Raw genomic sequence first — 22967 nt, 5'->3', positions numbered from 1 at the left:
CCGTTAGGAGGCCTGGCCGAAGATGTCGATACGGTTGCCCTCAGCAAGGGTCACGATGGCGCGCTTGGTGTTCGCGCGCTTACCGAAACCGGTGCGGGTGCGCTTGCGCTTGCCCTGGCGGTTGATCGTGTTCACCGACGCGACCTTGACCGAGAAGACCGCCTCGACGGCCTGCTTGATCTGGGTCTTGTTCGCGGTGGGGGCCACGATGAACGTGTACTTGTTCTCGTCGAGCAGCGCGTAGCTCTTCTCGGAGACAACCGGCTTGACGAGAACGTCGCGCGGGTCGGAGAAGGTCTTGCTGGTGATCTCGGCCATCAGGCCTCGCTCCCCTCGTTGTCAGCGGCCTTGGGGCCAGACACGAAGGACTCGAAGGCGGCCTTGGTGAAGACCACGTCGTCGGAGACGAGCACGTCGTACGTGTTCAGCTGGCCCGGCTCCAGGATGTGCACCTGGGGCAGGTTGCGGGCGGACAGCCACGCGGCCTCGTCGGAGCGCTCGGCGACCAGGAGCAGGTTCTTGCGCTCCGAGATCTTGCCGAACAGCGTCTTGGCGGCCTTGGTGGACACCGCGCCGTCCACCACGTCGGTGATGACGTGGATACGGGAGTGACGCGCCCGGTCCGAGAGGGCACCGCGGAGGGCGGCGGCCTTCATCTTCTTCGGGGTGCGCTGCGAGTAGTCACGCGGCACGGGGCCGTGGACGACGCCACCGCCGGCGAACTGCGGAGCGCGGGTCGAACCCTGACGGGCGCGGCCGGTGCCCTTCTGGCGGTACGGCTTCTTGCCGCCACCGCGGACTTCGCCACGGGTCTTGGTCTTGTGCGTGCCCTGACGGGCAGCCGCGAGCTGGGCGACGACGACCTGGTGGATCAGCGGAACGCTGGTCTTCGCGTCGAAGATCTCCGCGGGGAGCTCGACGGTCCCGGCCTTGTCGCCTGCCGGCGAAAGGATGTCAATGGTGCTCATCGGTTACCTCAGGCCCCCTTGGCCGCGGTACGGACCAGGACGAGGCCGCCGTTCGGACCAGGAACCGCGCCCTTGATCAGGAGCAGGCCCTTCTCCGCGTCAACGGCGTGGACGGTCAGGTTCTGGGTGGTGACCCGCTCGTTGCCCATGCGGCCCGCCATGCGGAGGCCCTTGAACACACGGCCCGGGGTGGCGCAGCCACCGATGGAACCGGGCGAGCGGTGCTTGCGCTGGGTACCGTGTCCGGCGCCCAGGCCACGGAAGTTGTGGCGCTTCATGACACCGGCGAAGCCCTTGCCCTTGCTCTTGCCGGTGACGTCGACCTTGACGCCCGCCTCGAAGACCTCAGCGGTGATCTCCTGGCCGAGCGTGTACTCGGAGGCGTCAGCGGTGCGGATCTCCACCAGGTGGCGGCGCGGGGTGACGTCGGCCTTGGCGAAGTGGCCCTTGAGGGGCTTGTTCACCTTGCGCGGGTCGATCTCGCCGAAGGCGATCTGGACCGACTCGTAGCCGTCAGTGTCGTTCGTGCGGACCTGGGTGACGACGCAGGGCCCGGCCTTGACGACGGTCACCGGGACGACCCGGTTGTTCTCGTCCCAGACCTGGGTCATGCCGAGCTTCTCGCCCAGGACGCCCTTAATGTTCTTAGCCATCTCGCGCGTCACCTCAGAGCTTGATCTCGATGTCGACGCCGGCCGGCAGGTCGAGACGCATGAGCGAGTCAACCGTCTTCGGCGTGGGGTCGAGGATGTCGATGAGGCGCTTGTGCGTGCGCATCTCGAAGTGCTCGCGCGAGTCCTTGTACTTGTGCGGCGACTTGATGACGCAGTACACGTTCTTCTCAGTGGGCAGCGGCACCGGGCCCGCGACCGACGCACCAGTGCGCGTCACCGTCTCGACGATCTTCTTCGCCGAGGAGTCGATGACCTCGTGGTCGTAGGCCTTGAGCCGGATGCGGATCTTCTGTCCCGCCATGGCTACTCAGTAGTCCTGTCTCTCGTAACGCTCTGGAACCTGGTGGGCCGCGTTCCCCTGGGCCTCTCGGCCTTGGTTTTGCAGCCCCTCCTCCGACCCACGCGGTCGGGCGTGTCGCATCCCCTCTACGCAGATCTCCCGAAGGATTTCCCAACCGAGGGGGTGCGGGCCCTGGGACCACGCTGTGCTCAATGAAGAGCGTCGGGGGCGGAACACCCACCGGGTGCCTGGTCGGCGCCCCGCTGACGCTTCCCGGAAGATTCCCGTACGTCCGCCCCTGATCAGGGGCGACGAGTACTGTGGGACTCGCTTCCGGTCCTCCCGGCGGGAGGCGCGCAGCATCGGCACTCAACCGAGCAACCCCGACAGTCTGCCATACGGGGCAGAGCCCACGCCAATCGAGCCGAAGAGATTACCCCGCGGGGTGTCCCTGTCAAACCGCGGCACACCCCCACCGCCAGCGGAACGTCCTGGTCCGCCCCTGTTCGTCAGGTGCGGGTCACGGTGCCGCATTCCTGGGACAGCTCGTCCAGGGGCTTGCTGCGGTCGTAGGGGTCGACCAGCCTGCCGGTGCCTCCGCCGTCCTCTCCGGCCACCAGCTCCGAGTGGAACTGGGGGTGCAGGAAGCCGTCGCCGTCGCGCGAGCAGTCGTCGTTGCCGGCGCTCGCCTCCATGCGCAATACGTACAGCTTTCCCGGCGTCGTACGGATCTTCGCGGGGTCGTACAGGGCCAGGGTCATCTGTCGGCGTACGACGGTCCGGGCGACCTCGGTGGCACCGCCCGGGTCCGCCTTCACGACCGGGTAGACGAACGTGTAGTCGGCGTGCACCAGCACCTGGCCGTCCCGCTCGCCCCGCTCGTAGGTCAGCCGGCCCCGGACCTTGACCACATTCCCCGCCGGCCTGACCTCGGACGCGTCGAAGCGGCTGAAGACCCACAGCGGATCGCGGTCCGTGCCGGGGTCGGTCAGGGCCTTCTCCAGCATGACGCGACCGTCGGCCTGGAGCGGGTCCAGGAGGTCCAGCGCGGCCCGGGGCCGCTCGCCCCTCAGGGTGGCGGGGTCCAGATTGGCGGCGACGAGCAGCGCCTTGGCGCTGGTGAGGGCGTGCTGGACGTCCTTCTCGCTCATTCCGCCGACGGGTTTCGCCTCGGGCACCTGGATCCCGGCGGCACCGTCCGCCCAGCCGGCCGCGGGCGAGCCCCGGAAGGGCTCCTTGAGGGTGGGAAGGTCGTCGGCGGACTGCGTCGCCGGGGCCTGGGCCGCGCGCGTGTCCCCTCCCCCGGCGAACCGGTCGGTGACCAGCCCGGGGCGTACGGCGACCACCACGAGCCCCGCCGCCAGCAGCAGCCCGAGCGCTGCGGCCAGGCGCCGCCGACGGGCGGCGCGTCCGTCGATCTCCCGCCAGGCCGGTCCGGTGCGCCACCCCTCGGGCTGCGCCGAGCGGGCGACCCGTGCCGCACGCGCGGCGCGTTCGTCGGCCGACGGCTCCTTGGGGGCGGCCGCCCCGCCGTCCTGCTCGGCCGCGCGGAGGAACCGCGCCCATTCCTCGTCGGACACCGACGGTCCGTCCCCCGGCCGCCCTTCCGGCGTGCTCGTCCCCACGATCCCCACCCCTGTCGTGACTCTGAGCCCACATTTGATCACGTCGGACGTGCGACCCCTTCGACGAGGCGTTCGATACCGGCCAGGAGGGGCCCCAGGCCGAACTCGAACAGCGCGTCGAGGTCGAGGTCGTACCCGTCCTCGAAGCCGGCGAGGGTGCGGGCGAGGGCCGGGTAGCGGCCGGAGCCGACGACCTCGGCCATCGACCTCGCCTGGGTGTTCATCCACTCGTCCTCGGTGAGGCCGGTGGTGGCCTGGGCCTGCACCTCGCGCTCCAAGTTGACGGCGAGTCCCTGGACGTAGCTGTAGATCAACAGGTGGATGTCGAACCGCGTCTTCGCGTCCAGGCCGCTGCCCTCCAGCGCGCCGAGCACCCGCTCACCGTGCGCCATCAGGTTCGGCAGGACGAGCGGGCGGCTGAGCGGGCCGATCTGGGCGACCCACGGGTGCCTGCGGCACACCTCCCACATGGCGCGCGCCGCCCCCTCCATCCGGGCCCGCCAGCCGTGCTCCGGTACGGCGGGGCCGGTGACCTCGCCGTAGGCGGCGTCCGCCATCAGCGCGACCAGCTCGTCCTTGCTGCCGACGTACCGGTACGGGGACATGGCCGCGACCCCGAGGCGGGCGGCGACCCCGCGCATGGACAGGGCGGCGAGCCCTTCGGCGTCGGCGATCTCTATGGCGGCGCGGACGATCCGGGCCTGGGTGAGCTCGGGCTCGGCGGACCGCCTGGGAGCCGGTGCCGGGGCCGGGGTCTCCGTGCCGGCGACGACGGTGCCGACGCGGGGCCGGGCCTGGACGGTGCCTTCCAAGCGCAGGGTGGTGAGCGCCTTGGTGGCGGTCGCCAGGGCGACTCCCCACTGCTGGGCGATCTGCCGGGTGGAGGGGACGCGGTCGCCGGGGCGGAGGTCGCCGTCGGCGATGCGCTGCCGGATGTCGGCGGCGATGCGGAGGTAGGGGGGCTGGTCGCCCATGGGCCGCCTCGAATCTTTTTCGCCGAATGAGGTCGCTGTACTAGGGCAGATCCTAGCAGCGGCGATGGTTCGCCATGGCACTCTGACCTAGTACAGCAGGGGCGAAACACCAATTGGCAGGCGTGCATGTACGTCGTACATTCAGGCGCGTACACCGTATTGAAGGGAGTTGGGCCATGCAGTCCGTACTCATCTCCGGTGCCGGGATCGCCGGATCCGCGCTCGCGCACCTGCTCCGCCGGCGGGGCTTCTCACCGACGGTCGTGGAGCGGGCACCCTGCCTGCGGCCGGGCGGGCAGGCGATCGACGTCCGGGGGGGCGCCCTGGACGTGGTCGACCGCATCGGGGTGCTGGAGCGGGCCCGCGAGCTCCGCACGCGGATACGGGGCATGTCCGTCCTGGACGCGGACGGCAGGGAGATCGGCCGCTCGACGGAGTACGCGCTGAGCAGCGGCCGGCTCGACGGGGACGACATCGAGGTGCTCCGCGAGGACCTGGCGCGGCTGCTGTACGACCGGGCGCGCGAGGACGGGGACGTCGAGTACGTCTTCGGGGACGGCGTCACCGCGCTCACCGTGAGCGCCGACGGCATACGGGCGGACTTCACCCATGCCCCGTCGCGCCGCTTCGACCTGGTGGTCGGCGCCGACGGCCTGCACTCGACGGTGCGGCGCCTCGTCTTCGGCCCTGAGGAGGAGTTCGCCCGGCACCTGGGCAGCTACCTGTCGGTCTTCAGCGCCGACAACTTCCTGGACCTGGACAACTGGCAGGTGTGGATGCGGGACGGCGAGGCGGGGTTCGGCATCATGCCCGTACGCGACAACCGGGAGCTGCGGGTCGCGTTCGGTTTCGAGTCGGCGCCGTTGAACGGCGATGCCGATCTGAAGTCGCTGATCGTCGAGCGGCTCGCCGCGCTGCGCTGGGAGGGCCCGCGCCTGGCCAAGGCGGCCGAGGAGGCGCCGGACTTCTACTGCGACGCGATGGCCCAGATCCGCATGGACCACTGGTCCCGGGGCCGTACGGTCCTGCTCGGCGACGCCGGCTACTGCCCCTCCCCCCTCTCCGGCCAGGGCACCAGCCTCGCCCTGGTGGGCGCGTACGTCCTGGCGGACGCGCTGGCGGGGGCGGCGGGCGACCACGGGGCGGCGTTCGCCGCGTACGAAACGCGCATGCGGCCCTTCGTCGCCGCGAACCAGGCCCTGGCCACGGAGAACCCGGGTGGTCCGGCGTCCGAGGAGTCGCTCACCCGGGCGAAGAACGCGATCGCGCTGGACGGCTGACCGGGCGCACAGTGGGGACGTGCGCACGAGCGAGGAGATCTACCACCAGGTCCTGTGGGACCCCCGGTTCGATCCCCACCGGTTCGTGGTGGGCGTCCGCCTCCGCGAGGGCGGGCCCGGCCGGGTGCCGCTGGACGACTTCGAGCCGGGCGGTGACATCCCCTGGCACCGGGTGCTGTTCTTCGAGGCCGACGGGGAGGTGGTCTGGGACCGCACCACGGGCGTGGACCGCCTCGGCGCCACCGATGCCGGGCGGGTGGACACCCTGGACACACCGCCCACGCCCCGTACGGCGGTGGCCTGGCTCCCGCCCGGTGGGCTGTGGCCGCCGGTCCAGGCCATCCGCCGGGACCACGACCCGCAGATCCACCGCTGGCCGCCGCACGTGAACCTGCTCTTCGGCTTCGTACCCGAGGAGGACTTCGGGCGTGCCGTACCCCTGCTGGCGTCGGCGGCGGCCCGGATCGCGCCCTTCGAGGCGCGGCTCGCCGGAATCCGCACCTTCCGCCACCGGGCGGGCTCCACCGTGTGGCTGGACCCGGCCGCGGCGGACGCCCGGCCGTGGGCGGAGCTGCGTCAGGCCCTGGTGCGCCGCTTCCCCGCCTGCCGGGGCGACCGCCCGGGCTTCACCCCGCACCTGAGCCTGGGCCGGACCCGGCACCCCCGCGAGGTCGTCGCCGAGTGCGCCGAGCGGCTGGCCCCCTGGGGCCCGCTGACCGCCCGGGTGACCGAGGTGGTGACCCTCTCCCGGCGGGGCGACGAGCCGATGCGGGTACGGGCGACGGTCGCGCTGGGCACGGGGAAGGTGCGGTGGCTGTGAGTCACCGCCTCCGGGCCCCGGGTCAGCGCCTCCGGGCCCCGGCGGTGCGGGCGTAACGCCCGGGGGCGGTGCCCACGAGGCGCTTGAAGTGCCGGGCGAGGTGCGACTGGTCGTAGAAGCCGGCCGCGGCCGCCACCTCGGCAGGTGCCCGCCCGTCGAGCAGCAACCGCCGGGCGCGGTCGACCCGGCGGGCCATCAGGTACTGGTGCGGGGCGATGCCGAAGGCGGCGCCGAACGCCCGTACAAGGTGCGTGGGATGGGCGTGCACCACTCGCGCCGCCTCCTCCAGGGTCACCCCTTGGTGCAGCCTGTCGTCGAGGAGTTCCCGCAGCCGGTGGGCCACGCCGCGGTCGGCCTTCGGCGGGCAGGCGACGAGCCGGGGCCGCAGGTGGCCGCGGAGACGTTCGCGGATCAGGGCGAGCCGGCTCTCCGCCTCCAACTCGTCGCCCGGGTGCGCCAGGGCCGTGTGCAACTGCCCGACGCGGCGCCGCAGTACGGGGTCAACCAGGTCGGGGCCGTCCACGGCGGGGCCGATGAAGCTCTCGCCCAACTGGGTCAGGTCCAGGTACAGCACCCGCTTGCGGAAGCCCCGCGAAGTCGCCGGCGAGCCGTTGTGCGGCACCTGCGGCGGCAGCAGGGAGACCGTGTCGAGAGGGGTGCCGTGCTCACGGCGGTTCAAGTCGTAACGGACCGCGCCGTCGTCGACGACCAGCAGCGTCCAGGAGTCATGGACGTGCATCGGGTACGCGTGCTCCGTGAAGTGGGCGTGGAAGACCTCCACCACGCCCGCGACCCTCGGGCGCCACGCGGAAACCTCCTGCCGGGCCACCATGCAAAGAACGTACAAGACGATCCCGCGCGGCGGTCGGCAGCCTCGGGGCATGACAACCGAGAACACGCCCGTGCGTTTTGACACCAAGATCGCCGTACTGCTCCGCCACGACCTGGAGTCCTGGCAGCGGCTGAACGTGACGGCTTTCCTCGTCAGCGGCCTCGGCTCCCAGCTCCCCGAGGTCATCGGCGAACCGTACGCCGACGCCGACGGCACCGCCTACCTGCCGATGTTCCGCCAGCCCGTACTGGTCTTCGAGGGGACGAAGGAAACCCTGACCGCCGCTCACGAGCGCGCCCTGGCCCGCTCGCTCCCCCGGTCGGTGTTCACCTCCGACCTCTTCACCACGGGCAACGACCACGACAACCGCGCGGCGGTACGCGCCGTGCGGAGGGATCAGCTCGACTTGGTGGGCCTCGCGGTGTACGGCCCGCGCAACGCGGTCGACAAGACGTTCAAGGGTGCCCGCATGCACCCCTAGGCGCGGGACGCGTACGCCACGAAGTCCGTCCACGCGGCGGGCGTGAGGGCGAGGCGGGGGCCAGCGGTGTTCTTGGAGTCGCGGACGTGGACGGTACGGGGGGTGGCGGCGACCTCGACGCAGTCGTTCGGTTGCTTCACGGCCGGGTGCCGGGCCGGGATTTCCGCCTCGCGCTCCGGATCACGGCCGACGGCCGCACGCTCCGCGTGGAGGTGACCGACACACGGGCCCACCGGCTCCCGAGCAGCCGACCGCCCGGACTCGGACCGGTGATCGTCGAGGCGCTCGCGGACCGGTGGGGCGTGGCGCCGGGGCCGGTGCCGCGCAAGACGGTGTGGGCGGAGTTCAACCTCACACCGGACGTGTGAATGGCAGACCCGCCTGTGCCGTGCCCTTACACCTCATGGCTTCTTCAGGTCCAATCGAAAGGACGGGCAGGTATCAGGATCGGCGTTCTTGTAGATGACGGTGCGTTCGGAGTCCGCGGCGATCGTCAGAAGGTCGACGGTGTCGCCGCGGAGCATGTCCTTCGGCTTGTCGAAGTGCAGCCTCAGCATGGGTGACTCGTCCGGACCCGAAGGGGGGTCGATCTCCCAGGTTCCGGAGCCGTCGAACGTGTCGCCCAGCTCCTCCCAGTAGTAGTCCCCGGTGGGCCAGTTCTCCGCCGAGAGCGTGCCGCCCGACTGGTTCGGGGCGGTGGCCAGGGTGAGGCGTACGCCCTCGGCGTCCCGTCGGCCTTCGTAGGTACCGGAGAGATCGGCGCTGCTCGCTGCGGCCGACTCCTTCGGGACGCAGCGTTCGAAGGTGTCGGAGCCACAGGCGCTGAGCATTGCGGTGAGGACGGCGAGTGCCGCCGTGGTGGCGACGGCATGGGAGTGCCGGCGGTTCATGAGCTACCCATCTGCCGGGATGCGTTCGGTCCATTTGATCGTCTGGCTCACAGTGGAGAAGGCGCCCTCGTCGCGATTGAAGTTCTCCAGCCAGTCGTAGTAGCCGACGTAGTGGAGGAACGATTCGTTGCTGGTGTGGTTCTCCAGGGCGTACTCGACAACCAGAGTGCCGTCGGGGTCCTGGCCCTGGATCTTGTAATCCAAGGAGTACGAGCCCACGAAGGCCTCGCCCAGGTGGTCGTCGTCCGCCGTGACGATCGCAGGGATGTCTGTGAGGACCAACTTTTTCAGGGCTCCGAGCTTGCCGTCCTCGGAGATCGAGTGGCTGACGGTGCCATCGGTCTTGCCCTGCTCGCGCCACTCCGTGAGGGTGTCCTGACGCAACTGCTGCATGCTCACGCTGGATCGGATGGCCTCGGTCATCTCGTCGCCGGCCGCGTACTCCCGCTCGCGCGGGCCGTTGCCCGTCACCCAGTCCAGACCGAGATCGTACGGCCCCTCACTCTTGAAGCCGGGGTAGGGGCTCTTCCCCTGCAGAACCCGGGTGAAGGCGTTGTAATCGCCGTCACTGATCTTGTTGGTCGTATCGATGTTCTTGTGCTGGGGGTTGCTGTTGAACCACGAGCCCAACCCGATGTCCGCCATCAGAGCGAAGGCAAGGTTCTGGTCGGCGACGATTCCGCGCTTGACCAGATCGACGATCTCCTGCGTGGCGGCCTCGATGGTCTTTGCGTCCGGGGAACCCTCCTCGATCACCTTGCACTGGCCGCCGATGATGTCGGGCGAGACCTCACCGCTCGCAGAAATGTGGAGCCCCTTCTCGCCGGCCCGCCGCACGGCGTCCCGGAGGGCGGTCTTCACAGCCTTGAGCTCGCCGACGGCATCGTCGATGACTCCTGGCACGGCTGCCGCCACCTTGGTGGCAGCCTCCACCTGACGCTGGATGTCATCGATCATCCGCCAGGCGAAGGGCGCCGCAGCGCCTTCCCAATAGCCCTTGTCCCGGAGCGGAACGAGCACCTCGTCGTGCACTCGTTTGCCGAGACCGCTGATGTCCTTGTGCGTCGTACGCCATTGATCCGCGAGCTTTTCCAGCGGGGCAAGATCGGTATCCAGGATCTCCCGATAGAAGGAAACCATCACAGCCCCTCTATCCGGGACCGGACCTTCACCCCGCGGAACTCTTCCTCGATCGCGGCGTCCGTCTTGGTGTAGTCGCCGGCGCCGGCCCGCAGGCTCTCCGCGATGTGGCCGAGCCAGGCCGCCACGAGGCCGGCTTGCTGCTCCCAGCGCCTGTGGGCCTCGCGCAGGGCGGCGGCCGATTGCCAGTCCGAGAGCGCCGAGATCGCCGTGCGGGCCGGCCCCTCCAGCGAGGCCGCCGGCTTGGAGAAGGCGGTGAATATCTCGTCCGCCTTGCCAGCGGCCTTGTTGAGGATGCTGGGCTCGATCTTGAGTCGCTAGCCCGGCTTCTGGCCTTGGGGTCCTGCGGGGGCGGGAGGCGAGGGAAACGGGGACCGCGGCTTGAGAGGCGACTCCGGTTCGAGCAACTTCGGCGCCGTGGGATCGGCGTAGCTGTCGGCGGGCGGCGCCTCGTAGTAAGGGCTCGCGAACTCCAGGTTGCGCTTCTTCAGCTCGTCCGGTGTCAGCAGCAACTTGTCCGGCTTGGGCAGAGTTTCGTCGCTCACCCTGTTCCCCCTTGGTCCTTGCATGCTTGCTTGAGCAGGATAATCAAAACTCGATCAAGGTCGGCGGGGGCCGGAGCGAGGCGCTGGGCTGGTCTTCAAAGGCCAGCTCCGCCCCGCCGCCCTCCTCGCCCACCGCCTGACGGCCCAGGTCCCTCCCCCACCCCCGTTCCGGGCGCCATCCAGCGGATCCCGCTCCAGAACTGCGACCGCTGCGACCGGGCGTTCCGCGCGGCGGAACCGGGCGAGTGCGGGGACTGTCAACTGACCACCTTCAGATAGCCCCTTCGGGTGGTGCAGGTGCTTTCGGCATATGCCAATCCTGCTCGCTCCCTACCGTCCAAGGCATGGTCAGTTCCTCGCACGAGGCGATGCACCGCATCTTCCAGGAGTACCCGGAGCTCTTCTCCGGCGTTTCGGAGGTGCTGGGCGTCCCATTCCCCCCGCCCATCTCGGTCCAGATCCTGCCGACCGACCTCACGGAGGCCCGCCCCCTCGAACGCCGCGTAGACACGCTGCTGCTCTTCGACACCCAGGAGGAGGGTTCGTTCCTCCTGGCCGTCGAGGCTCAAGGCAAGAAGGACCTCTCCAAGCCCGCGAGCTGGGCGTACTACTTGTCATACCTCTACGCGAAGTACCAGCAGCCGCCCATGTTGCTGGTCATCTGCCAGGACCGCTCCACGGCCGAATGGGCTGCCCGGCCGGTCCATATCGGCCCCAGGCAGTGGGCCTCCCTCACCCTTCGCCCACTGGTGGCGGGGCCGCACAACATGCCCGTGATCCGCACCACCGTCGAGGCCCGCAAAGACCTCGCCCTGACGACGCTGGCCGCGATCACGCACGCCGACAATCCGGATGTTGCTGCCATACTGAAGGCAGTCTCCAGCGCCCTGCGCGAAACACCTGAAGAGCTGTCCCACCCCCTCGCCGAACTCATCGCACAAGGCTTGGGCAAGCGCCCAGCCGCACATCTGTGGAGGCACCTGATGGCCGTGGACGTGTCGTTTTACAAGTCGCCGATGTCAGAAGAGATCCGGGACGAAGGCCGCGCCCAGGGTCGCGCCGAGGACATCCTGATCGTCCTGGAGCAGCGCGGCATCGACGTCCCCGGCGAGGCCCGCGACCGCATCACCGGCTGCGGCGACCCGGAGCTCCTGCGTCAATGGCTCGCCCGTGCCGTCACTGCCCCGTCCGCCGAGGAGATCTTCGTCGAGAAGTAGCCCGACCCGCAGGACGCAACCCAGGGCCGGCCACGTTCTGTGGCCGGCCCTCACTCGTGCCGGGCCGCACCCAGTGGGCTCCCAGCAGTCGCACTCGCCAATATGATCTTCGGGTTCATCCATGAGGGGGAAACCGCATGCGCAAGACCATCACCACCACCGCCCTCGTCCTCACCGCCGCCCTGCTCACAGGGTGTGGAGGTAACCCGGACGATCCGAAGCCCGCCGCGAAGCCGTCGTCGAAGCCGTCGGACAGCGCCAAGGGCGACGGCCCCGTGAGCCACCAGGTCACCCTCGAAGTGCAGGGCGCCGGGTCGGCGCTCGTGTACTACAACCTGGACACCAACAAGGGCGAGCAGGTGACCCTGCCCTGGAAGAAGACGGCCACCATCACGTTCACGACGGAGGCCGAGAAGAAGGTCGGCACCGTGGTGTCCGTGGTGCCCGGGTCGGTACAGGCTGCCGACGGCACCCTCAAGGCAGCGCCCTGTGTGATCACCGTCGACGGCAAGAAGGTCGCCGACAACAAGAGCGCCAACGACAAGGACCCCGCGTCCACCATGTGCAAGTACGCGCTGAAGTAGCCGGCCGCTGAACGTCGCGTGGCCCCCGGGCAACCCGTAACCCTGATTTTCCGTCTAACCGACCGCAGAACGCGGGTGGTTACGCAAACGGGGGAAGCGAGACGTGGTCGACATACGGGGGGCAGGGCCGCGCCCTGCCGTTTTTCGGCGGCGGGGGGTCCTCGCCTCGGCCGCGGGCGTGGCGCTGGCGGCCGTCGCCGGGTGTTCGGTGCCGGCGCCCCGGCGCGGAGGGCCGACGGCGGATCCGGCGCCGGGGATACCGATCACCAGCTCGCGGCGGGCCCAGTTGATGCAGATCGCGGCCCACCCGGACGACGACCTGTACTTCATGAACCCGGACAGCCAGCGGATGGTGGACGCCGGCGTCCCGCTGGTCTCCGTCTACGTCACCGCCGGCGAGCACGACGGCAAGAACCACATACCCGGCCGCAAGAACGTCCCCGCCGACAAGGCGGCCTACTCCTCCGCCCGCCACCAGGGCCTCCGCCAGGCGTACGCGACGATGCTCGGGCTCGACAAGTTCGCCGCCTGGCAGAAGGGCGTCATCACCCTCCGGGGTGACCGCCGCGCCGAGATCAACACCCTCACCCACGGCAGCCGCCGGGTCGAGCTGATCTTCCTCAACCTCTCCATGCACGCCCCGCGCCGCTGGATGGCCCTGCCGAGCCTGTGGAAGGACCGGGCGCTGGGGCTCCGCACCGTGGTGGCCGACGACTCCCCCGTCCGCAAGGCCGACACGTACGACTACGACTCGCTCGTCGAGGTCCTCGTCGGGCTCATGGAGCGCTACCAGCCGACCGTGATCCACACGCTGGACCCCGACCCCGACATCCAGCACAGCGACGAGCAGACCCGGAAGAAGGACTCGGAGCAGCGCGGCTACTCGGACCACGCCGACCACACCGCCGTGGCGTCCTTCTCCTGGGCCGCCATGGTCCGCTGGGTGGCCGACGCGACGAAGGACGGCGGCGCGATACCCGCGTTCGTCACCACCTCCTTCCGCGGCTACTACAACCGGCACTGGCCCAAGAACCTCCCCGGGCCGGTGCTCAAGGAGAAGGCCGCGCACCTCGTCCCGTACGGCGGCGACCCGTCCTGGGACTGCGGCAACAGCGGCGGCTGCGGCGACTACAACGTCGGCGGCGTCCGTCCGCTCACCAACAAGAAGGGCTGGGTACGGGCCACCCACTACCGCTACCCGGCTCCGGGGCCCGTCGTGGCCACCGAGCCGGACGGGCGGCTCGCCGTGTACGGGGTGCTGGGGCTCCGCGCCGTGCGCTGGCGCGAGACGGAACCCGGCAGCGGGCAGTGGGGCGAGCCGGGCGACCTGGGCGGCGGGCCGCTGGCGCCCGGGCTCGGCGGGGTGACCCTGAAGGACGGCCGGCAACTGCTGTTCGGGCTCCGGTTCGCGGCGCTCGGCGGGCACGGCGGCCCCAACAAGCGCGAGATCGTGCTGCTGGAGCAGCGGCAGGCGGGCGGACCGTTCCTCGCCTGGACCGGCCTGGGCAACCCGGAGCGCGGTGACGACCGGGGACGCCGGCTGGGAGTTCCGGTGGCGGTGGCGGCGCCCGACGGCCGGGTCCACCTCTTCGTGCGCAACGCGGACAAGGGCGTGAGCACCCGGCTCCGGGAGCCGGACGGCACGTGGGGGCCCTGGCGGGACCTGGGCGGGGCCGAGGTGCAGGACGGGCTGTCGGCGGCGGTGGACGGCACCGGCCGCGTCCACCTCTTCGCGGCGGGCCGCGACAGCGTCCACCACTGGGCGCAGGACGCCCCGGGCGGCCCGGTCACCTCCCGCGCCGGTACCGCCCTCCCCGTCTCGGGCGACCCGGTGGCGGTCACCCGCGCACCCGACGGCGGCCTGGCGCTCTACTACCGCGCGCCCACCCGCAAGGACCTCACGGCGGTACGCCCCGACGGCACCCCGCTCCCCAGGGCCGCCCTCGACGGGTACGGCCCGGTCGCCGCGACCGCCACCCCCAAGGGCCCGGCCCTCCTCGGCAAGGACCTCCGCGGCCGCGTCCAGATCCGCACCCCGGAAGGCCGCCTGGCCACCCGGACGCAGGGAGCCGTCGCGCTGGAGTCGGCCACCCTCCACACGAGCGGACGGCACGGAACCCTCGCCATAGGCATGGGCGCGGACGCCCATCCATGGACCTGGACGGCGGAACCCCGTACCGAAGGCTGAAGGCCGAAGGCCGAAGGCAACGCGAAGGGCCCCGCACCTCACGGTGCGGGGCCCTTCTTGCAGCTCAGCGACGAGCCACCAGGTCAGATCAGGAACTTACTTCGTGATCTTGGTGACCTGGCCGGCGCCGACGGTCCGGCCACCCTCACGGATGGCGAACTTGAGGCCCTCCTCCATGGCGACCGGCTGGATGAGCTGGACGGACATGGTGGTGTTGTCGCCCGGCATGACCATCTCGGTACCCTCGGGGAGGGTCACGACGCCGGTCACGTCCGTGGTACGGAAGTAGAACTGCGGGCGGTAGTTGTTGAAGAACGGCGTGTGGCGGCCACCCTCGTCCTTGGAGAGGATGTAGGCCTGCGCCTCGAACTCGGTGTGCGGGGTGACCGAGCCCGGCTTGATGATGCACTGGCCGCGCTCGACGTCCTCGCGCTTGATGCCACGGAGGAGCAGACCGACGTTCTCACCGGCCTGGCCCTCGTCGAGCAGCTTGCGGAACATCTCGATGCCGGTGACCGTGGTGGTGGTCTTCTCCGGCTTGATGCCGATGATGTCGACGGTCTCGTTGACCTTGAGGACACCACGCTCGATACGGCCGGTGACGACCGTACCGCGACCGGTGATCGTGAAGACGTCCTCGATCGGCATCAGGAACGGCTTGTCGACGTCACGCTCGGGCTGCGGGATGGACTCGTCCACGGCCTTCATCAGGTTGAGGACGGACTCACCCCACTCCTTGTCGCCCTCGAGCGCCTTGAGCGCCGAGACCTTGACGACCGGAACGTCGTCGCCCGGGAACTCGTACTCGGTGAGCAGCTCACGAACCTCGAGCTCGACGAGCTCCAGGATCTCCTCGTCGTCCACCATGTCGGCCTTGTTCAGGGCGACGACGATGTACGGAACGCCGACCTGGCGGGCCAGGAGCACGTGCTCCTTGGTCTGCGGCATCGGGCCGTCGGTGGCGGCGACCACGAGGATGGCGCCGTCCATCTGGGCAGCACCGGTGATCATGTTCTTGATGTAGTCCGCGTGACCGGGGCAGTCGACGTGGGCGTAGTGACGCGACTCGGTCTGGTACTCGACGTGCGCGATGGAGATGGTGATACCGCGCTGGCGCTCCTCAGGAGCCTTGTCGATCTGGTCGAACGCCGAAGCCTCGTTGAGGTCCGGGAACGCGTCGTGCAGCACCTTGGTAATGGCGGCCGTGAGGGTCGTCTTACCGTGGTCAATGTGACCGATGGTGCCGATGTTGACGTGCGGCTTAGTCCGCTCGAACTTCGCCTTCGCCACTGGGGTCCTCCTGTGGAGTGGTTCTGTACGCCTTACTCATCGGCGCCAGGTGATCTTTGCTGGGTGGCCACCCGCCGGGGCCCCGTCTCGGGTTCGGGGCGGAGCCCCGGCGGATGGTGTCAAGCCTAAAGCGTGAACTGCGAAGAGTTACTCGCCCTTGGCCTTCGCGATGATCTCCTCGGCGACGTTCCGCGGAACCTCGGCGTAGGAGTCGAACTGCATCGAGTAGCTTGCGCGACCCGAGGTCTTGCTGCGGAGGTCGCCGACGTAGCCGAACATCTCCGAGAGCGGCACCAGGCCCTTGACGACCCGGGCGCCAGCCCGCTCCTCCATGGCCTGGATCTGGCCACGGCGGGAGTTGATGTCACCGATGACATCGCCCATGTAGTCCTCGGGCGTGGTGACCTCGACGGCCATCATCGGCTCAAGGAGCACCGGGGACGCCTTGCGCGCGGCCTCCTTGAAGGCCTGCGAACCGGCGATCTTGAAGGCGAGCTCGGAGGAGTCGACCTCGTGGTAGGCGCCGTCGAGAAGCGTGACGCGGACGCCCGTCATCTCGTAGCCCGCGAGGATGCCGAACTGCATGGCCTCCTGGCAGCCGGCGTCCACCGAAGGAATGTATTCCTTCGGGATGCGGCCACCGGTGACCTTGTTGACGAACTCGTACGAGGCGTCGCCGCCCTCGATCGGCTCGACCGCGATCTGCACCTTGGCGAACTGACCGGTACCACCGGTCTGCTTCTTGTGGGTGTAGTCCACGCGCTCGACGGCCTTGCGGATCGTCTCACGGTACGCGACCTGCGGCTTACCGACGTTGGCCTCGACCTTGAACTCGCGCTTCATGCGGTCGACGAGCACCTCGAGGTGAAGCTCACCCATACCGCCGATGACGGTCTGGCCGGTCTCCTCGTTGGTGTGCACCTGGAAGGAGGGGTCCTCCTCCGCGAGACGCTGGATGGCGACACCCAGCTTCTCCTGGTCACCCTTGGACTTGGGCTCGATGGCGACCTCGATGACCGGCGCCGGGAAGTCCATGGACTCCAGGATCACCGGGTTCTTCTCGTCGCACAGCGTCTCACCGGTCGTGGTCTGCTTCAGACCCATGACGGCGATGATGTCGCCCGCGCCCACCGACTCGATCTCCTCACGCTTGTTCGCGTGCATGCGGTAGATCTTGCCGATGCGCTCCTTCTTGCCCTTGACCGAGTTCAGCACCGAGGTGCCGGACTCCAGGCGACCGGAGTAGATCCGGACGAAGGTGAGCTTACCGAGGTGCGGGTCGCTCATGATCTTGAACGCCAGCGCCGACAGCGGCTCGTCGTCGGACGGCTTGCGCTTGACGACCGTCTCCGCGTCCTTGACGTCGTGGCCCTCAATGGCCTCGATGTCGACGGGCGACGGCAGGTAGCGCACGACCGCGTCGAGCAGGGGCTGGACGCCCTTGTTCTTGAACGCGGTACCACAGAACACCGGGGTGACCGTGGTGCCCTTGCCCTTGCCGGAGGCGATGGTGATACGACGGATCGCGGCGTAAAGCTGCTCCTCGGACGGCTCCTGGCCCTCCAGGTACAGCTCCATGATCTCTTCGTCGTTCTCGGCCACGGCCTCGAGCAGCTTGCCGCGGTACTCCTCGGCAGCCTCGGTGTGGGTGTCCGGGATGTCGACGACGTCGTACATCTCGCCCTTGGCCGCCTCGGCGGACCAGACCAGGGCCTTCATGCGGACCAGGTCGATGACGCCCTTGAAGTCGGCCTCGGCACCGATCGGGAGCTGCATGACGATCGGCTGCGCGCCCAGGCGGTCGCTGATCATGTCGACGCAGCGGTGGAACTCGGCGCCGGTGCGGTCGAGCTTGTTGACGAAGCAGATACGCGGAACGCCGTAGCGGTCCGCCTGACGCCACACGGTCTCGGACTGCGGCTCAACGCCGGCGACGCCGTCGAACACCGTCACCGCACCGTCGAGCACGCGGAGCGAACGCTCCACCTCGACGGTGAAGTCGACGTGGCCCGGGGTGTCGATGATGTTGATGGTGTGGTCAACGTCTTCCAGCGGCCAGTGGCAGGTCGTCGCGGCAGACGTGATCGTGATGCCGCGCTCCTGCTCCTGCTCCATCCAGTCCATCGTGGCAGCGCCGTCGTGGACCTCACCGATCTTGTAAGAAACACCGGTGTAGAACAGGATCCGCTCGGTGGTGGTCGTCTTGCCCGCGTCGATGTGGGCCATGATCCCGATGTTGCGGACCTTGGCCAGGTCAAGCGAAGTGGTAGCCATAAGGCTTCAGTCTTCTCTCGGTCTCGATGTGGGTGCGACTACCAGCGGTAGTGCGCGAAGGCCTTGTTGGACTCGGCCATCTTGTGCGTGTCCTCACGCTTCTTGACCGAAGCACCGAGGCCGTTGGAGGCGTCGAGGAGCTCGTTCATGAGGCGCTCGGTCATGGTCTTCTCGCGACGGGCGCGGGAGTAACCCACGAGCCAGCGCAGCGCGAGCGTGGAGGCGCGACCGGGCTTGACCTCGATCGGCACCTGGTAGGTGGCGCCACCGACGCGGCGGGACTTGACCTCGAGAGACGGCTTGACGTTCTCGAGGGCGCGCTTCAGCGTGATGACCGGGTCGTTGCCGGTCTTCTCGCGGAGGCCTTCCATGGCGCCGTAGACGATCCGCTCGGCGGTGGAACGCTTGCCGTTCAGCAGGATCTTATTGATGAGCGAGGTCACCAGAGGAGAACCGTAAACCGGGTCGATGATGACCGGGCGCTTCGGGGCGGGGCCCTTACGAGGCATTCTTACTTCTCCTTCTTGGCGCCGTAGCGGCTGCGGGCCTGCTTGCGGTTCTTGACACCCTGGGTGTCGAGCGAGCCGCGGATGATCTTGTAGCGAACACCCGGCAGGTCCTTCACACGGCCACCACGCACGAGCACGATGGAGTGCTCCTGCAGGTTGTGTCCCTCACCCGGGATGTAAGCCGTGACCTCGATCCCGCTGGTCAGACGCACACGCGCGACCTTGCGGAGGGCCGAGTTCGGCTTCTTCGGGGTGGTCGTGAACACACGCGTGCAGACGCCGCGGCGCTGAGGGGAACCCTCGAGTGCGGGCGTCTTGTTCTTCTCGACCTTGTCCTGCCGGCCCTTACGGACCAGCTGCTGGATCGTAGGCACTACTTCTCCGGTTTCTGTGTGCCGTGTAGTAAAGCTAACCTGGAACGTCGCCGACCCACGCGGTCGGGTGTGTCGAATACTGCGATCTTCCGCCGTGAGGCGGAAAGTGGGCGCAGATTGCGGTGGCCGATGCTCGACTCGCCGTGCGGTTGAGGACACGCACAGGAGCCCAGGCACACCCCAGGCACAAGGTCTGAGCGTACCTACCGTACGGAGCTGGGTCAAAACAAATGACCACGCCACCGGACGGCCCCGCCGGACGCCCCCTCCTGACACGGTGCACCGCCTCAGGACTGGTCACCCGGACTGATCACCCGGGCGCCGGCGGCGGGCGGGGAGCCGCGGAATCGTGGGGACGCGGGAGTGGGGCGACTTGGCGACCAGTCCGGGCTTGACGGCGCCTGCCGGGGGCTGCTCCTCGGAGTCCTGCCGCTTCGGGCCCTGGTGGCCCTGGTCCTGGCGTGCCTCTCGGGCCTGGTCCTGGTGCTTCGGGCCGCGGCGCGTCTGGTCCTGGTGGGGCGGGTCCTGGCGCGTCTGGTCCTGCCGGTGTGGGGCGCCTGCCGACTGATGTCGTTGGCCGTGTGGGGCGGCTTGGCCGTGTGGGGTGCCTTCTCCGCCGCGCGGCGCGCCGGTCGGCCGGTGGCCCTGGCCGGCCTGCCGGTCCTGCGGCGGCTCCTCCTGGGACCGCCTCGGCTCCGGTACGTCCACGGGCCGGCGGTCCGGCGGGGCTGCGCCGCCGCGGGTCCCAGGGGCGGCCGGGGGCTCGGCGGGCCCGGGGCGGTCCCGGGGCTCGCCGCCGCCGGAGGCGCCCGGCGGCACCGGACGGGTGCTCCCCCTGCGGGCAGGGCGTTCGGCCGCTTCGGTGCCCGGCTCGTCCGTGCCGGCGACGCCGTCGCCCTGGGGGAACGGGATCACCGCGGCCTGGCCCGGCGTACGGCCGACCAGCCGCAGGCGGCGGGTCTGGGCTATGCGCCGAGCCTCCTCCAGCACGGGTTCGTACTGGTCGGCGGCGTCACGCCAGCCATTGACGTACGCCTGGAACTCACGGCGTGCCAGCTCCTCACGCAGCAGGATGACGACGTCCTCGGGCGCGTGGCCCTCCAGGTACTGGCCCAGGGCGGCCAGCAGGGCCGGGAGATCGCCGGCCGGTTCGGGAAGGCCGCGGACGGGGCCTCGCGCCCTGGTCCCCGCCGTCTCGTCGTCGCGCGGATCGCCTGTCGGCCGGGAGCACCCCTCGCCCTCGACCATGACACTCTCTTTCGCAACCCGTCGCCGCCGGTTCCGCCGCTGACGCCGGAACATCCGCGCCGGCGCACATGCCTACGGCACTGTCCCCGGGGGACACAGGCGCCGCCGGGGCATTGAGCCTGCGAAATCGTGGGGACAGGCACCAACAGCTTACGAGAAAGGCCGAGTCAGGCCTGCCGGGCACCCTTCGCGTCCGCCGGCCTCGGCGCCGCGGAGTCGGGCAGGAACTGCCCCGCGACCCGGATGAACATGTCGCGCTGGTCGGGCGGGATGCCGAGCGCGGCCGCGGCCTGCTCCAGCGTGAGACCGGCGGGCGCGGCCTCCTCGGCGGGCGGCACGTCGTCCGGCAGGCCCGGCAGGGGCAGGTCTTCCTCGGTGAGCCTGCCCGACTTGATGAGCATGTCGCGCACCGGGATGCGCAGGACGTGGGCGAGCCGGCGCATGGTTTCGAGGTCCGGCATGCTCTGCCCCTGGAGGAGCCGGGTGATGGCCGCCCGGTGCACCCCGGCCTCGTCGGCCAGGCGCGACTTGCCGCCGCCGCGCGGGCTGTCGATGTCATACCCCTGCCGGCGGATCACCCCTTCGATCCAGGCGGTGAACTCTTCCAGTTCGCTGGCGGACATGGGCAACAACCTCCCTTCGAGGCGGCGACCAGAGTATCGCGCTTGCACGCACGGATTGCGCGCTTTCGCGCGCGCAATTGTGAAGGTTGCGTCGAGAACCGGATATGCCGCAGTCCGTTTCCAGTTGCGTGCTCGCTCGCAACATGCCAGTGTGCGTGCTCGCAACACGCTTTTCGCTCGTCCGTTCGTACGTGCACCAGGGGGTTCCGTCATGTCCGTACCGCCAGTCCGCACCGGTCAATCCTCGTCCGCCGCAGAGATGCGGGAGTTCTTCGGGTGGCGGGCGGACGCCGCCTGCGCGGGAATGCCGCCTCACGTCGTGTTCGCGCGGCGGCCCGCCGACGCCGCTCCCGCCCTGCGGGCGTGCGCCCGCTGCCCGGTGACGCGGCAGTGCGAGGAGACCGTGGACCCCGCGCGCACATGGTTCGACGGCGTCAGCGCCGGGCGGCTGTGGCACAACGGGCGGCCGGTGGACCTGAACCGCCGGAGCCGGACCCACGCGCGCGGCGGAGAGGACGGCGGCGCGGGCGTTCAGCCGCCCGGCGCCCACCGGCCACCCGTGCCCCACCAGGCGGCCTGACGAACCGTCCGCCCCAGCCCATCCCAACTCCCAGGCTCCTCAGGGCGCCCGGCCCCCGGCCACCCGGCCCTTGGCCCGCCCGACTCCCGGACCGTCCAACTCCGGGGCCACCCGGGTCCCGAGCCGCCCGGGTCCCGGACCACCCGACGTCCCGAGCCGCCCAGGTCCCGTCCCGTCCGGCTCTCAGTCCGCCCGGCTCCAGGCCGACGGCCACCCGGCCCGTCCAGCCCCCGGCCCGCCCGGCCACCCGGACCGTCCGGCTCCAGAGCCGCCCAGTTCCCGGGCCCAGCCCGGCTCCAGGCCGTCGGGGTCCCTCAACCCGCCCAACTCCCAGGCCATCCGGCTCCCAACCCGCCCAACTCCCAGGCCATCAACCCCGCACCGCCTTCGCATCCGGCCCCGACCCGCCCGGCCAACCCGCCCCGGCTCCCGGCCGCCGCCCCGGAGTTCGCGAAAGAACACGCGCCAACCGGCCCCTGGCCCGGCCCGTCGCCCCGGCCGCACCCAGGGGCCGGCGCACCACCCGCCGTCGAAGGGCGGGCGCCCATGCCCATCGCACAGGAGGGAGCACTCCATGTCCGCCACCCAGCCGACCACCGCCCCCGCGCACCCGAGCGCGTACGCCGGCGTCGCACGCGACGCCGCTCTGTGGACCGCCATGCTGATCCGGCAGTTCCCCGAACTGCTCACCGAGCTGGCCCCCGCCCCGGGGCGCGGCAGCGCGGCCGCCGACCGGCCGGCGCCCGGGGCCGCCCAGCTCGCCGCCCGGTCCGCGCGGCTGCGCGCCGAGCGGCAGGAGGCGCTGCTCAACGAACAGCGGCACGGCCTCTCCGTACCGGGTCACACCGCGTCCCCCATCCGCCTGCACGTGTCGGACGCGATCCGGGACATCACCGACGGCGTGGTCGAGCTGGAGGAGGCGGTGTACGACCGGTTCGGTCTCGGCCGGCCGCGCCGGGCCGACGTCCCGCAGCGGCTGGAGCGCATCACCGCGCTGCTCGGCCGGGTCGCCGAGGACCCGACGCTCGCCACGCACGTACGGGACGAGGTGCGCCGGATGGCGAGGCGCTGCGCGCGGGCACTCGGCGAGGCGGAGCCGATGGTGCGGGTGCCCGGGCGCTGCCCGTGGTGCGACTCGGTGTCCCTGCGGGCGTTCCCGACGAGCCGGGCCGTGGTGTGCGTCAACCCCGGGTGCCGGTGCGGGGTGCCGGACTGTGACTGCCTGAGCGACCCGGCGTTCCGGCATCTGTGGGCGGAGGACGCCTGGCAGGAGCTGGCGGACGCCGCGGAGGGCGGCCTGGCGCAGATCACCGCGCGGATGGACGAGGGCGCGACGTTCGAGGGAGCCGGCCGATGAGCCGTACGGTCCCGGCCGGGCCGGCACTCGTCACCGGGCACCTGGCCGCACAGGAGGCGGGCGTCATGCCCACCACCATCCGCAAGTGGGTGCAGCTCGGGCACCTGGCGCCCGTGGGGCGGCAGGGCCGGGCCCAGCTCTACCGGCTGGAGGACGTGTTCGCCGCCGAGCGCTCGACGCGCCGGAAGCCACGGCCGAACGGGGGCTGAGGCCC

25 protein-coding genes and 4 pseudogenes are annotated in these 22967 nt (G+C 70.2%); 11 read left to right on the top strand and 18 right to left on the bottom strand.

Going from position 1 to position 22967, the window contains the following annotated elements; genetic code table 11:
* Positions 1 to 3: 3 nt before the first annotated feature.
* From rplW to AB0J57_RS24495, 6 genes are all read right to left on the bottom strand, one after another.
* Positions 4 to 318 carry a 50S ribosomal protein L23 gene (gene rplW / locus AB0J57_RS24520; protein ID WP_073753477.1) on the bottom strand — a complete coding sequence of 105 codons (315 nt, stop codon included), beginning with the start codon at positions 316 to 318 and terminating at the stop codon, positions 4 to 6.
* The gene (rplD, locus tag AB0J57_RS24515; RefSeq protein WP_366130433.1) at positions 318 to 968 is read right to left on the bottom strand and encodes a 50S ribosomal protein L4; all 651 of its coding nucleotides are present in this window, start codon (positions 966 to 968) and stop codon (positions 318 to 320) included. The genes rplW and rplD overlap by 1 nt, the downstream gene beginning before the upstream one ends.
* Before the next feature lie 8 nt (positions 969 to 976).
* Entirely contained in the window at positions 977 to 1621 is a 645-nt protein-coding gene (gene rplC, locus AB0J57_RS24510) for a 50S ribosomal protein L3 (protein WP_315876824.1), read from the bottom strand.
* A 13-nt stretch (positions 1622 to 1634) separates the two neighbouring features.
* Complete coding sequence (rpsJ, locus tag AB0J57_RS24505) at positions 1635 to 1943, bottom strand: 30S ribosomal protein S10 (RefSeq protein WP_003948644.1); 309 nt, start codon at positions 1941 to 1943, stop codon at positions 1635 to 1637.
* Positions 1944 to 2431: 488 nt separating this feature from the next.
* Positions 2432 to 3502: a hypothetical protein gene (locus AB0J57_RS24500; protein WP_366130432.1), complete on the bottom strand. Its 1071-nt coding sequence runs from the start codon at positions 3500 to 3502 to the stop codon at positions 2432 to 2434.
* 83 nt (positions 3503 to 3585) lie between these two features.
* Positions 3586 to 4521, bottom strand: a complete 936-nt coding sequence (locus AB0J57_RS24495) for a TetR/AcrR family transcriptional regulator C-terminal domain-containing protein (RefSeq protein WP_366130431.1) — start codon at positions 4519 to 4521, stop codon at positions 3586 to 3588.
* 176 nt (positions 4522 to 4697) lie between these two features.
* Here AB0J57_RS24495 and AB0J57_RS24490 point away from each other — a divergent pair, with 176 nt between their 5' ends.
* Positions 4698 to 5801, top strand: a complete 1104-nt coding sequence (locus tag AB0J57_RS24490; RefSeq protein WP_366130430.1) for an FAD-dependent monooxygenase — start codon at positions 4698 to 4700, stop codon at positions 5799 to 5801.
* Positions 5802 to 5820: 19 nt separating this feature from the next.
* Positions 5821 to 6615: pseudogene (locus AB0J57_RS24485) on the top strand (RNA repair domain-containing protein); the annotation flags it as partial.
* A 28-nt stretch (positions 6616 to 6643) separates the two neighbouring features.
* Here the strand turns inward: AB0J57_RS24485 and AB0J57_RS24480 are convergent.
* Positions 6644 to 7453, bottom strand: a complete 810-nt coding sequence (locus AB0J57_RS24480; protein ID WP_366130429.1) for an AraC family transcriptional regulator — start codon at positions 7451 to 7453, stop codon at positions 6644 to 6646.
* Between the two features lie 49 nt (positions 7454 to 7502).
* Here AB0J57_RS24480 and AB0J57_RS24475 point away from each other — a divergent pair, with 49 nt between their 5' ends.
* Positions 7503 to 7934: a DUF2000 domain-containing protein gene (locus AB0J57_RS24475; protein ID WP_366130428.1), complete on the top strand. Its 432-nt coding sequence runs from the start codon at positions 7503 to 7505 to the stop codon at positions 7932 to 7934.
* On the opposite strand, the pseudogene AB0J57_RS24470 reads toward AB0J57_RS24475, so the two are convergent.
* Positions 7931 to 8062: pseudogene (locus tag AB0J57_RS24470) on the bottom strand (DUF397 domain-containing protein); the annotation flags it as partial. The gene AB0J57_RS24475 and the pseudogene AB0J57_RS24470 sit on opposite strands and share 4 nt — an antisense overlap.
* 9 nt (positions 8063 to 8071) lie before the next feature.
* Here AB0J57_RS24470 and AB0J57_RS24465 point away from each other — a divergent pair.
* A pseudogene (locus AB0J57_RS24465) lies at positions 8072 to 8302 on the top strand (ATP-binding protein); the annotation flags it as partial.
* A 33-nt stretch (positions 8303 to 8335) separates the two neighbouring features.
* Here AB0J57_RS24465 and AB0J57_RS24460 read toward each other — a convergent pair.
* The 4 genes from AB0J57_RS24460 to AB0J57_RS24445 all read right to left on the bottom strand — a co-directional run bounded on the left by AB0J57_RS24460 (position 8336) and on the right by AB0J57_RS24445 (position 10509).
* A complete protein-coding gene (locus AB0J57_RS24460; RefSeq protein ID WP_366130427.1) occupies positions 8336 to 8824 on the bottom strand; it encodes a hypothetical protein in 489 nt (162 codons plus the stop codon).
* Positions 8825 to 8827: 3 nt separating this feature from the next.
* Complete coding sequence (locus AB0J57_RS24455; RefSeq protein WP_366130426.1) at positions 8828 to 9964, bottom strand: hypothetical protein; 1137 nt, start codon at positions 9962 to 9964, stop codon at positions 8828 to 8830.
* A complete protein-coding gene (locus AB0J57_RS24450; RefSeq protein WP_366130425.1) occupies positions 9964 to 10092 on the bottom strand; it encodes a hypothetical protein in 129 nt (42 codons plus the stop codon). Before AB0J57_RS24450 ends, AB0J57_RS24455 begins: the two co-directional genes overlap by 1 nt.
* Before the next feature lie 189 nt (positions 10093 to 10281).
* The gene (locus AB0J57_RS24445; protein WP_366130424.1) at positions 10282 to 10509 is read right to left on the bottom strand and encodes a hypothetical protein; all 228 of its coding nucleotides are present in this window, start codon (positions 10507 to 10509) and stop codon (positions 10282 to 10284) included.
* A 109-nt stretch (positions 10510 to 10618) separates the two neighbouring features.
* Here AB0J57_RS24445 and AB0J57_RS24440 point away from each other — a divergent pair.
* From AB0J57_RS24440 to AB0J57_RS24425, 4 genes and pseudogenes are all read left to right on the top strand, one after another.
* Positions 10619 to 10788: pseudogene (locus tag AB0J57_RS24440) on the top strand (helix-turn-helix domain-containing protein); the annotation flags it as partial.
* Between the two features lie 65 nt (positions 10789 to 10853).
* Complete coding sequence (locus AB0J57_RS24435; protein WP_366130423.1) at positions 10854 to 11726, top strand: hypothetical protein; 873 nt, start codon at positions 10854 to 10856, stop codon at positions 11724 to 11726.
* 137 nt (positions 11727 to 11863) lie between these two features.
* Positions 11864 to 12310: a hypothetical protein gene (locus AB0J57_RS24430; RefSeq protein WP_366130422.1), complete on the top strand. Its 447-nt coding sequence runs from the start codon at positions 11864 to 11866 to the stop codon at positions 12308 to 12310.
* 178 nt (positions 12311 to 12488) lie between these two features.
* Positions 12489 to 14498 carry a PIG-L family deacetylase gene (locus tag AB0J57_RS24425; protein ID WP_366130584.1) on the top strand — a complete coding sequence of 670 codons (2010 nt, stop codon included), beginning with the start codon at positions 12489 to 12491 and terminating at the stop codon, positions 14496 to 14498.
* A 96-nt stretch (positions 14499 to 14594) separates the two neighbouring features.
* On the opposite strand, the gene tuf is transcribed toward AB0J57_RS24425, so the two are convergent.
* The 6 genes from tuf to AB0J57_RS24395 all read right to left on the bottom strand — a co-directional run bounded on the left by tuf (position 14595) and on the right by AB0J57_RS24395 (position 20816).
* On the bottom strand, positions 14595 to 15788 hold the full coding sequence (tuf, locus tag AB0J57_RS24420; protein ID WP_366130421.1) for an elongation factor Tu: 1194 nt from the start codon (positions 15786 to 15788) through the stop codon (positions 14595 to 14597).
* A 147-nt stretch (positions 15789 to 15935) separates the two neighbouring features.
* Entirely contained in the window at positions 15936 to 18062 is a 2127-nt protein-coding gene (gene fusA, locus AB0J57_RS24415) for an elongation factor G (RefSeq protein WP_366130420.1), read from the bottom strand.
* 38 nt (positions 18063 to 18100) lie between these two features.
* Positions 18101 to 18571, bottom strand: a complete 471-nt coding sequence (gene rpsG / locus AB0J57_RS24410; protein WP_031076642.1) for a 30S ribosomal protein S7 — start codon at positions 18569 to 18571, stop codon at positions 18101 to 18103.
* A 2-nt stretch (positions 18572 to 18573) separates the two neighbouring features.
* Positions 18574 to 18945, bottom strand: a complete 372-nt coding sequence (gene rpsL / locus AB0J57_RS24405) for a 30S ribosomal protein S12 (protein ID WP_003948652.1) — start codon at positions 18943 to 18945, stop codon at positions 18574 to 18576.
* Between the two features lie 297 nt (positions 18946 to 19242).
* On the bottom strand, positions 19243 to 20193 hold the full coding sequence (locus AB0J57_RS24400) for a hypothetical protein (RefSeq protein ID WP_366130419.1): 951 nt from the start codon (positions 20191 to 20193) through the stop codon (positions 19243 to 19245).
* A gap of 167 nt (positions 20194 to 20360) precedes the next feature.
* Positions 20361 to 20816, bottom strand: coding sequence for a helix-turn-helix domain-containing protein (locus tag AB0J57_RS24395; RefSeq protein ID WP_366130418.1), 456 nt, complete (start codon positions 20814 to 20816; stop codon positions 20361 to 20363).
* A 211-nt stretch (positions 20817 to 21027) separates the two neighbouring features.
* Here AB0J57_RS24395 and AB0J57_RS24390 point away from each other — a divergent pair, with 211 nt between their 5' ends.
* The 3 genes from AB0J57_RS24390 to AB0J57_RS24380 all read left to right on the top strand — a co-directional run bounded on the left by AB0J57_RS24390 (position 21028) and on the right by AB0J57_RS24380 (position 22962).
* On the top strand, positions 21028 to 21396 hold the full coding sequence (locus tag AB0J57_RS24390) for a WhiB family transcriptional regulator (protein ID WP_366130417.1): 369 nt from the start codon (positions 21028 to 21030) through the stop codon (positions 21394 to 21396).
* 574 nt (positions 21397 to 21970) lie between these two features.
* Positions 21971 to 22753 carry a hypothetical protein gene (locus AB0J57_RS24385; RefSeq protein ID WP_366130416.1) on the top strand — a complete coding sequence of 261 codons (783 nt, stop codon included), beginning with the start codon at positions 21971 to 21973 and terminating at the stop codon, positions 22751 to 22753.
* Complete coding sequence (locus AB0J57_RS24380) at positions 22750 to 22962, top strand: hypothetical protein (RefSeq protein ID WP_366130415.1); 213 nt, start codon at positions 22750 to 22752, stop codon at positions 22960 to 22962. Before AB0J57_RS24385 ends, AB0J57_RS24380 begins: the two co-directional genes overlap by 4 nt.
* Positions 22963 to 22967 lie beyond the last annotated feature (5 nt).

Origin of the sequence: Streptomyces sp. NPDC049837 (assembly GCF_040674455.1) — a bacterium.
Lineage (GTDB): Bacteria > Actinomycetota > Actinomycetes > Streptomycetales > Streptomycetaceae > Streptomyces.
The sequence above is the reverse complement of the archived record's forward strand: the minus strand, read 5'-3'. Positions and strand labels throughout refer to the sequence as shown.

Coding starts and splice junctions, on each gene's coding strand:
- AB0J57_RS24460 (WP_366130427.1), bottom strand. CDS start 8,824: ATGAACCGCCGGCACTCCCATGCCGTCGCCACCACGGCGGCACTCGCC.
- AB0J57_RS24400 (WP_366130419.1), bottom strand. CDS start 20,193: ATGGTCGAGGGCGAGGGGTGCTCCCGGCCGACAGGCGATCCGCGCGAC.
- AB0J57_RS24455 (WP_366130426.1), bottom strand. CDS start 9,964: ATGGTTTCCTTCTATCGGGAGATCCTGGATACCGATCTTGCCCCGCTG.
- AB0J57_RS24390 (WP_366130417.1), top strand. CDS start 21,028: ATGTCCGTACCGCCAGTCCGCACCGGTCAATCCTCGTCCGCCGCAGAG.
- AB0J57_RS24395 (WP_366130418.1), bottom strand. CDS start 20,816: ATGTCCGCCAGCGAACTGGAAGAGTTCACCGCCTGGATCGAAGGGGTG.
- AB0J57_RS24430 (WP_366130422.1), top strand. CDS start 11,864: ATGCGCAAGACCATCACCACCACCGCCCTCGTCCTCACCGCCGCCCTG.
- rpsG (WP_031076642.1), bottom strand. CDS start 18,571: ATGCCTCGTAAGGGCCCCGCCCCGAAGCGCCCGGTCATCATCGACCCG.
- AB0J57_RS24490 (WP_366130430.1), top strand. CDS start 4,698: ATGCAGTCCGTACTCATCTCCGGTGCCGGGATCGCCGGATCCGCGCTC.
- AB0J57_RS24475 (WP_366130428.1), top strand. CDS start 7,503: ATGACAACCGAGAACACGCCCGTGCGTTTTGACACCAAGATCGCCGTA.
- AB0J57_RS24380 (WP_366130415.1), top strand. CDS start 22,750: ATGAGCCGTACGGTCCCGGCCGGGCCGGCACTCGTCACCGGGCACCTG.
- rpsJ (WP_003948644.1), bottom strand. CDS start 1,943: ATGGCGGGACAGAAGATCCGCATCCGGCTCAAGGCCTACGACCACGAG.
- rplC (WP_315876824.1), bottom strand. CDS start 1,621: ATGGCTAAGAACATTAAGGGCGTCCTGGGCGAGAAGCTCGGCATGACC.
- AB0J57_RS24495 (WP_366130431.1), bottom strand. CDS start 4,521: ATGGGCGACCAGCCCCCCTACCTCCGCATCGCCGCCGACATCCGGCAG.
- AB0J57_RS24435 (WP_366130423.1), top strand. CDS start 10,854: ATGGTCAGTTCCTCGCACGAGGCGATGCACCGCATCTTCCAGGAGTAC.
- fusA (WP_366130420.1), bottom strand. CDS start 18,062: ATGGCTACCACTTCGCTTGACCTGGCCAAGGTCCGCAACATCGGGATC.
- rplW (WP_073753477.1), bottom strand. CDS start 318: ATGGCCGAGATCACCAGCAAGACCTTCTCCGACCCGCGCGACGTTCTC.
- AB0J57_RS24480 (WP_366130429.1), bottom strand. CDS start 7,453: ATGGTGGCCCGGCAGGAGGTTTCCGCGTGGCGCCCGAGGGTCGCGGGC.
- rplD (WP_366130433.1), bottom strand. CDS start 968: ATGAGCACCATTGACATCCTTTCGCCGGCAGGCGACAAGGCCGGGACC.
- AB0J57_RS24385 (WP_366130416.1), top strand. CDS start 21,971: ATGTCCGCCACCCAGCCGACCACCGCCCCCGCGCACCCGAGCGCGTAC.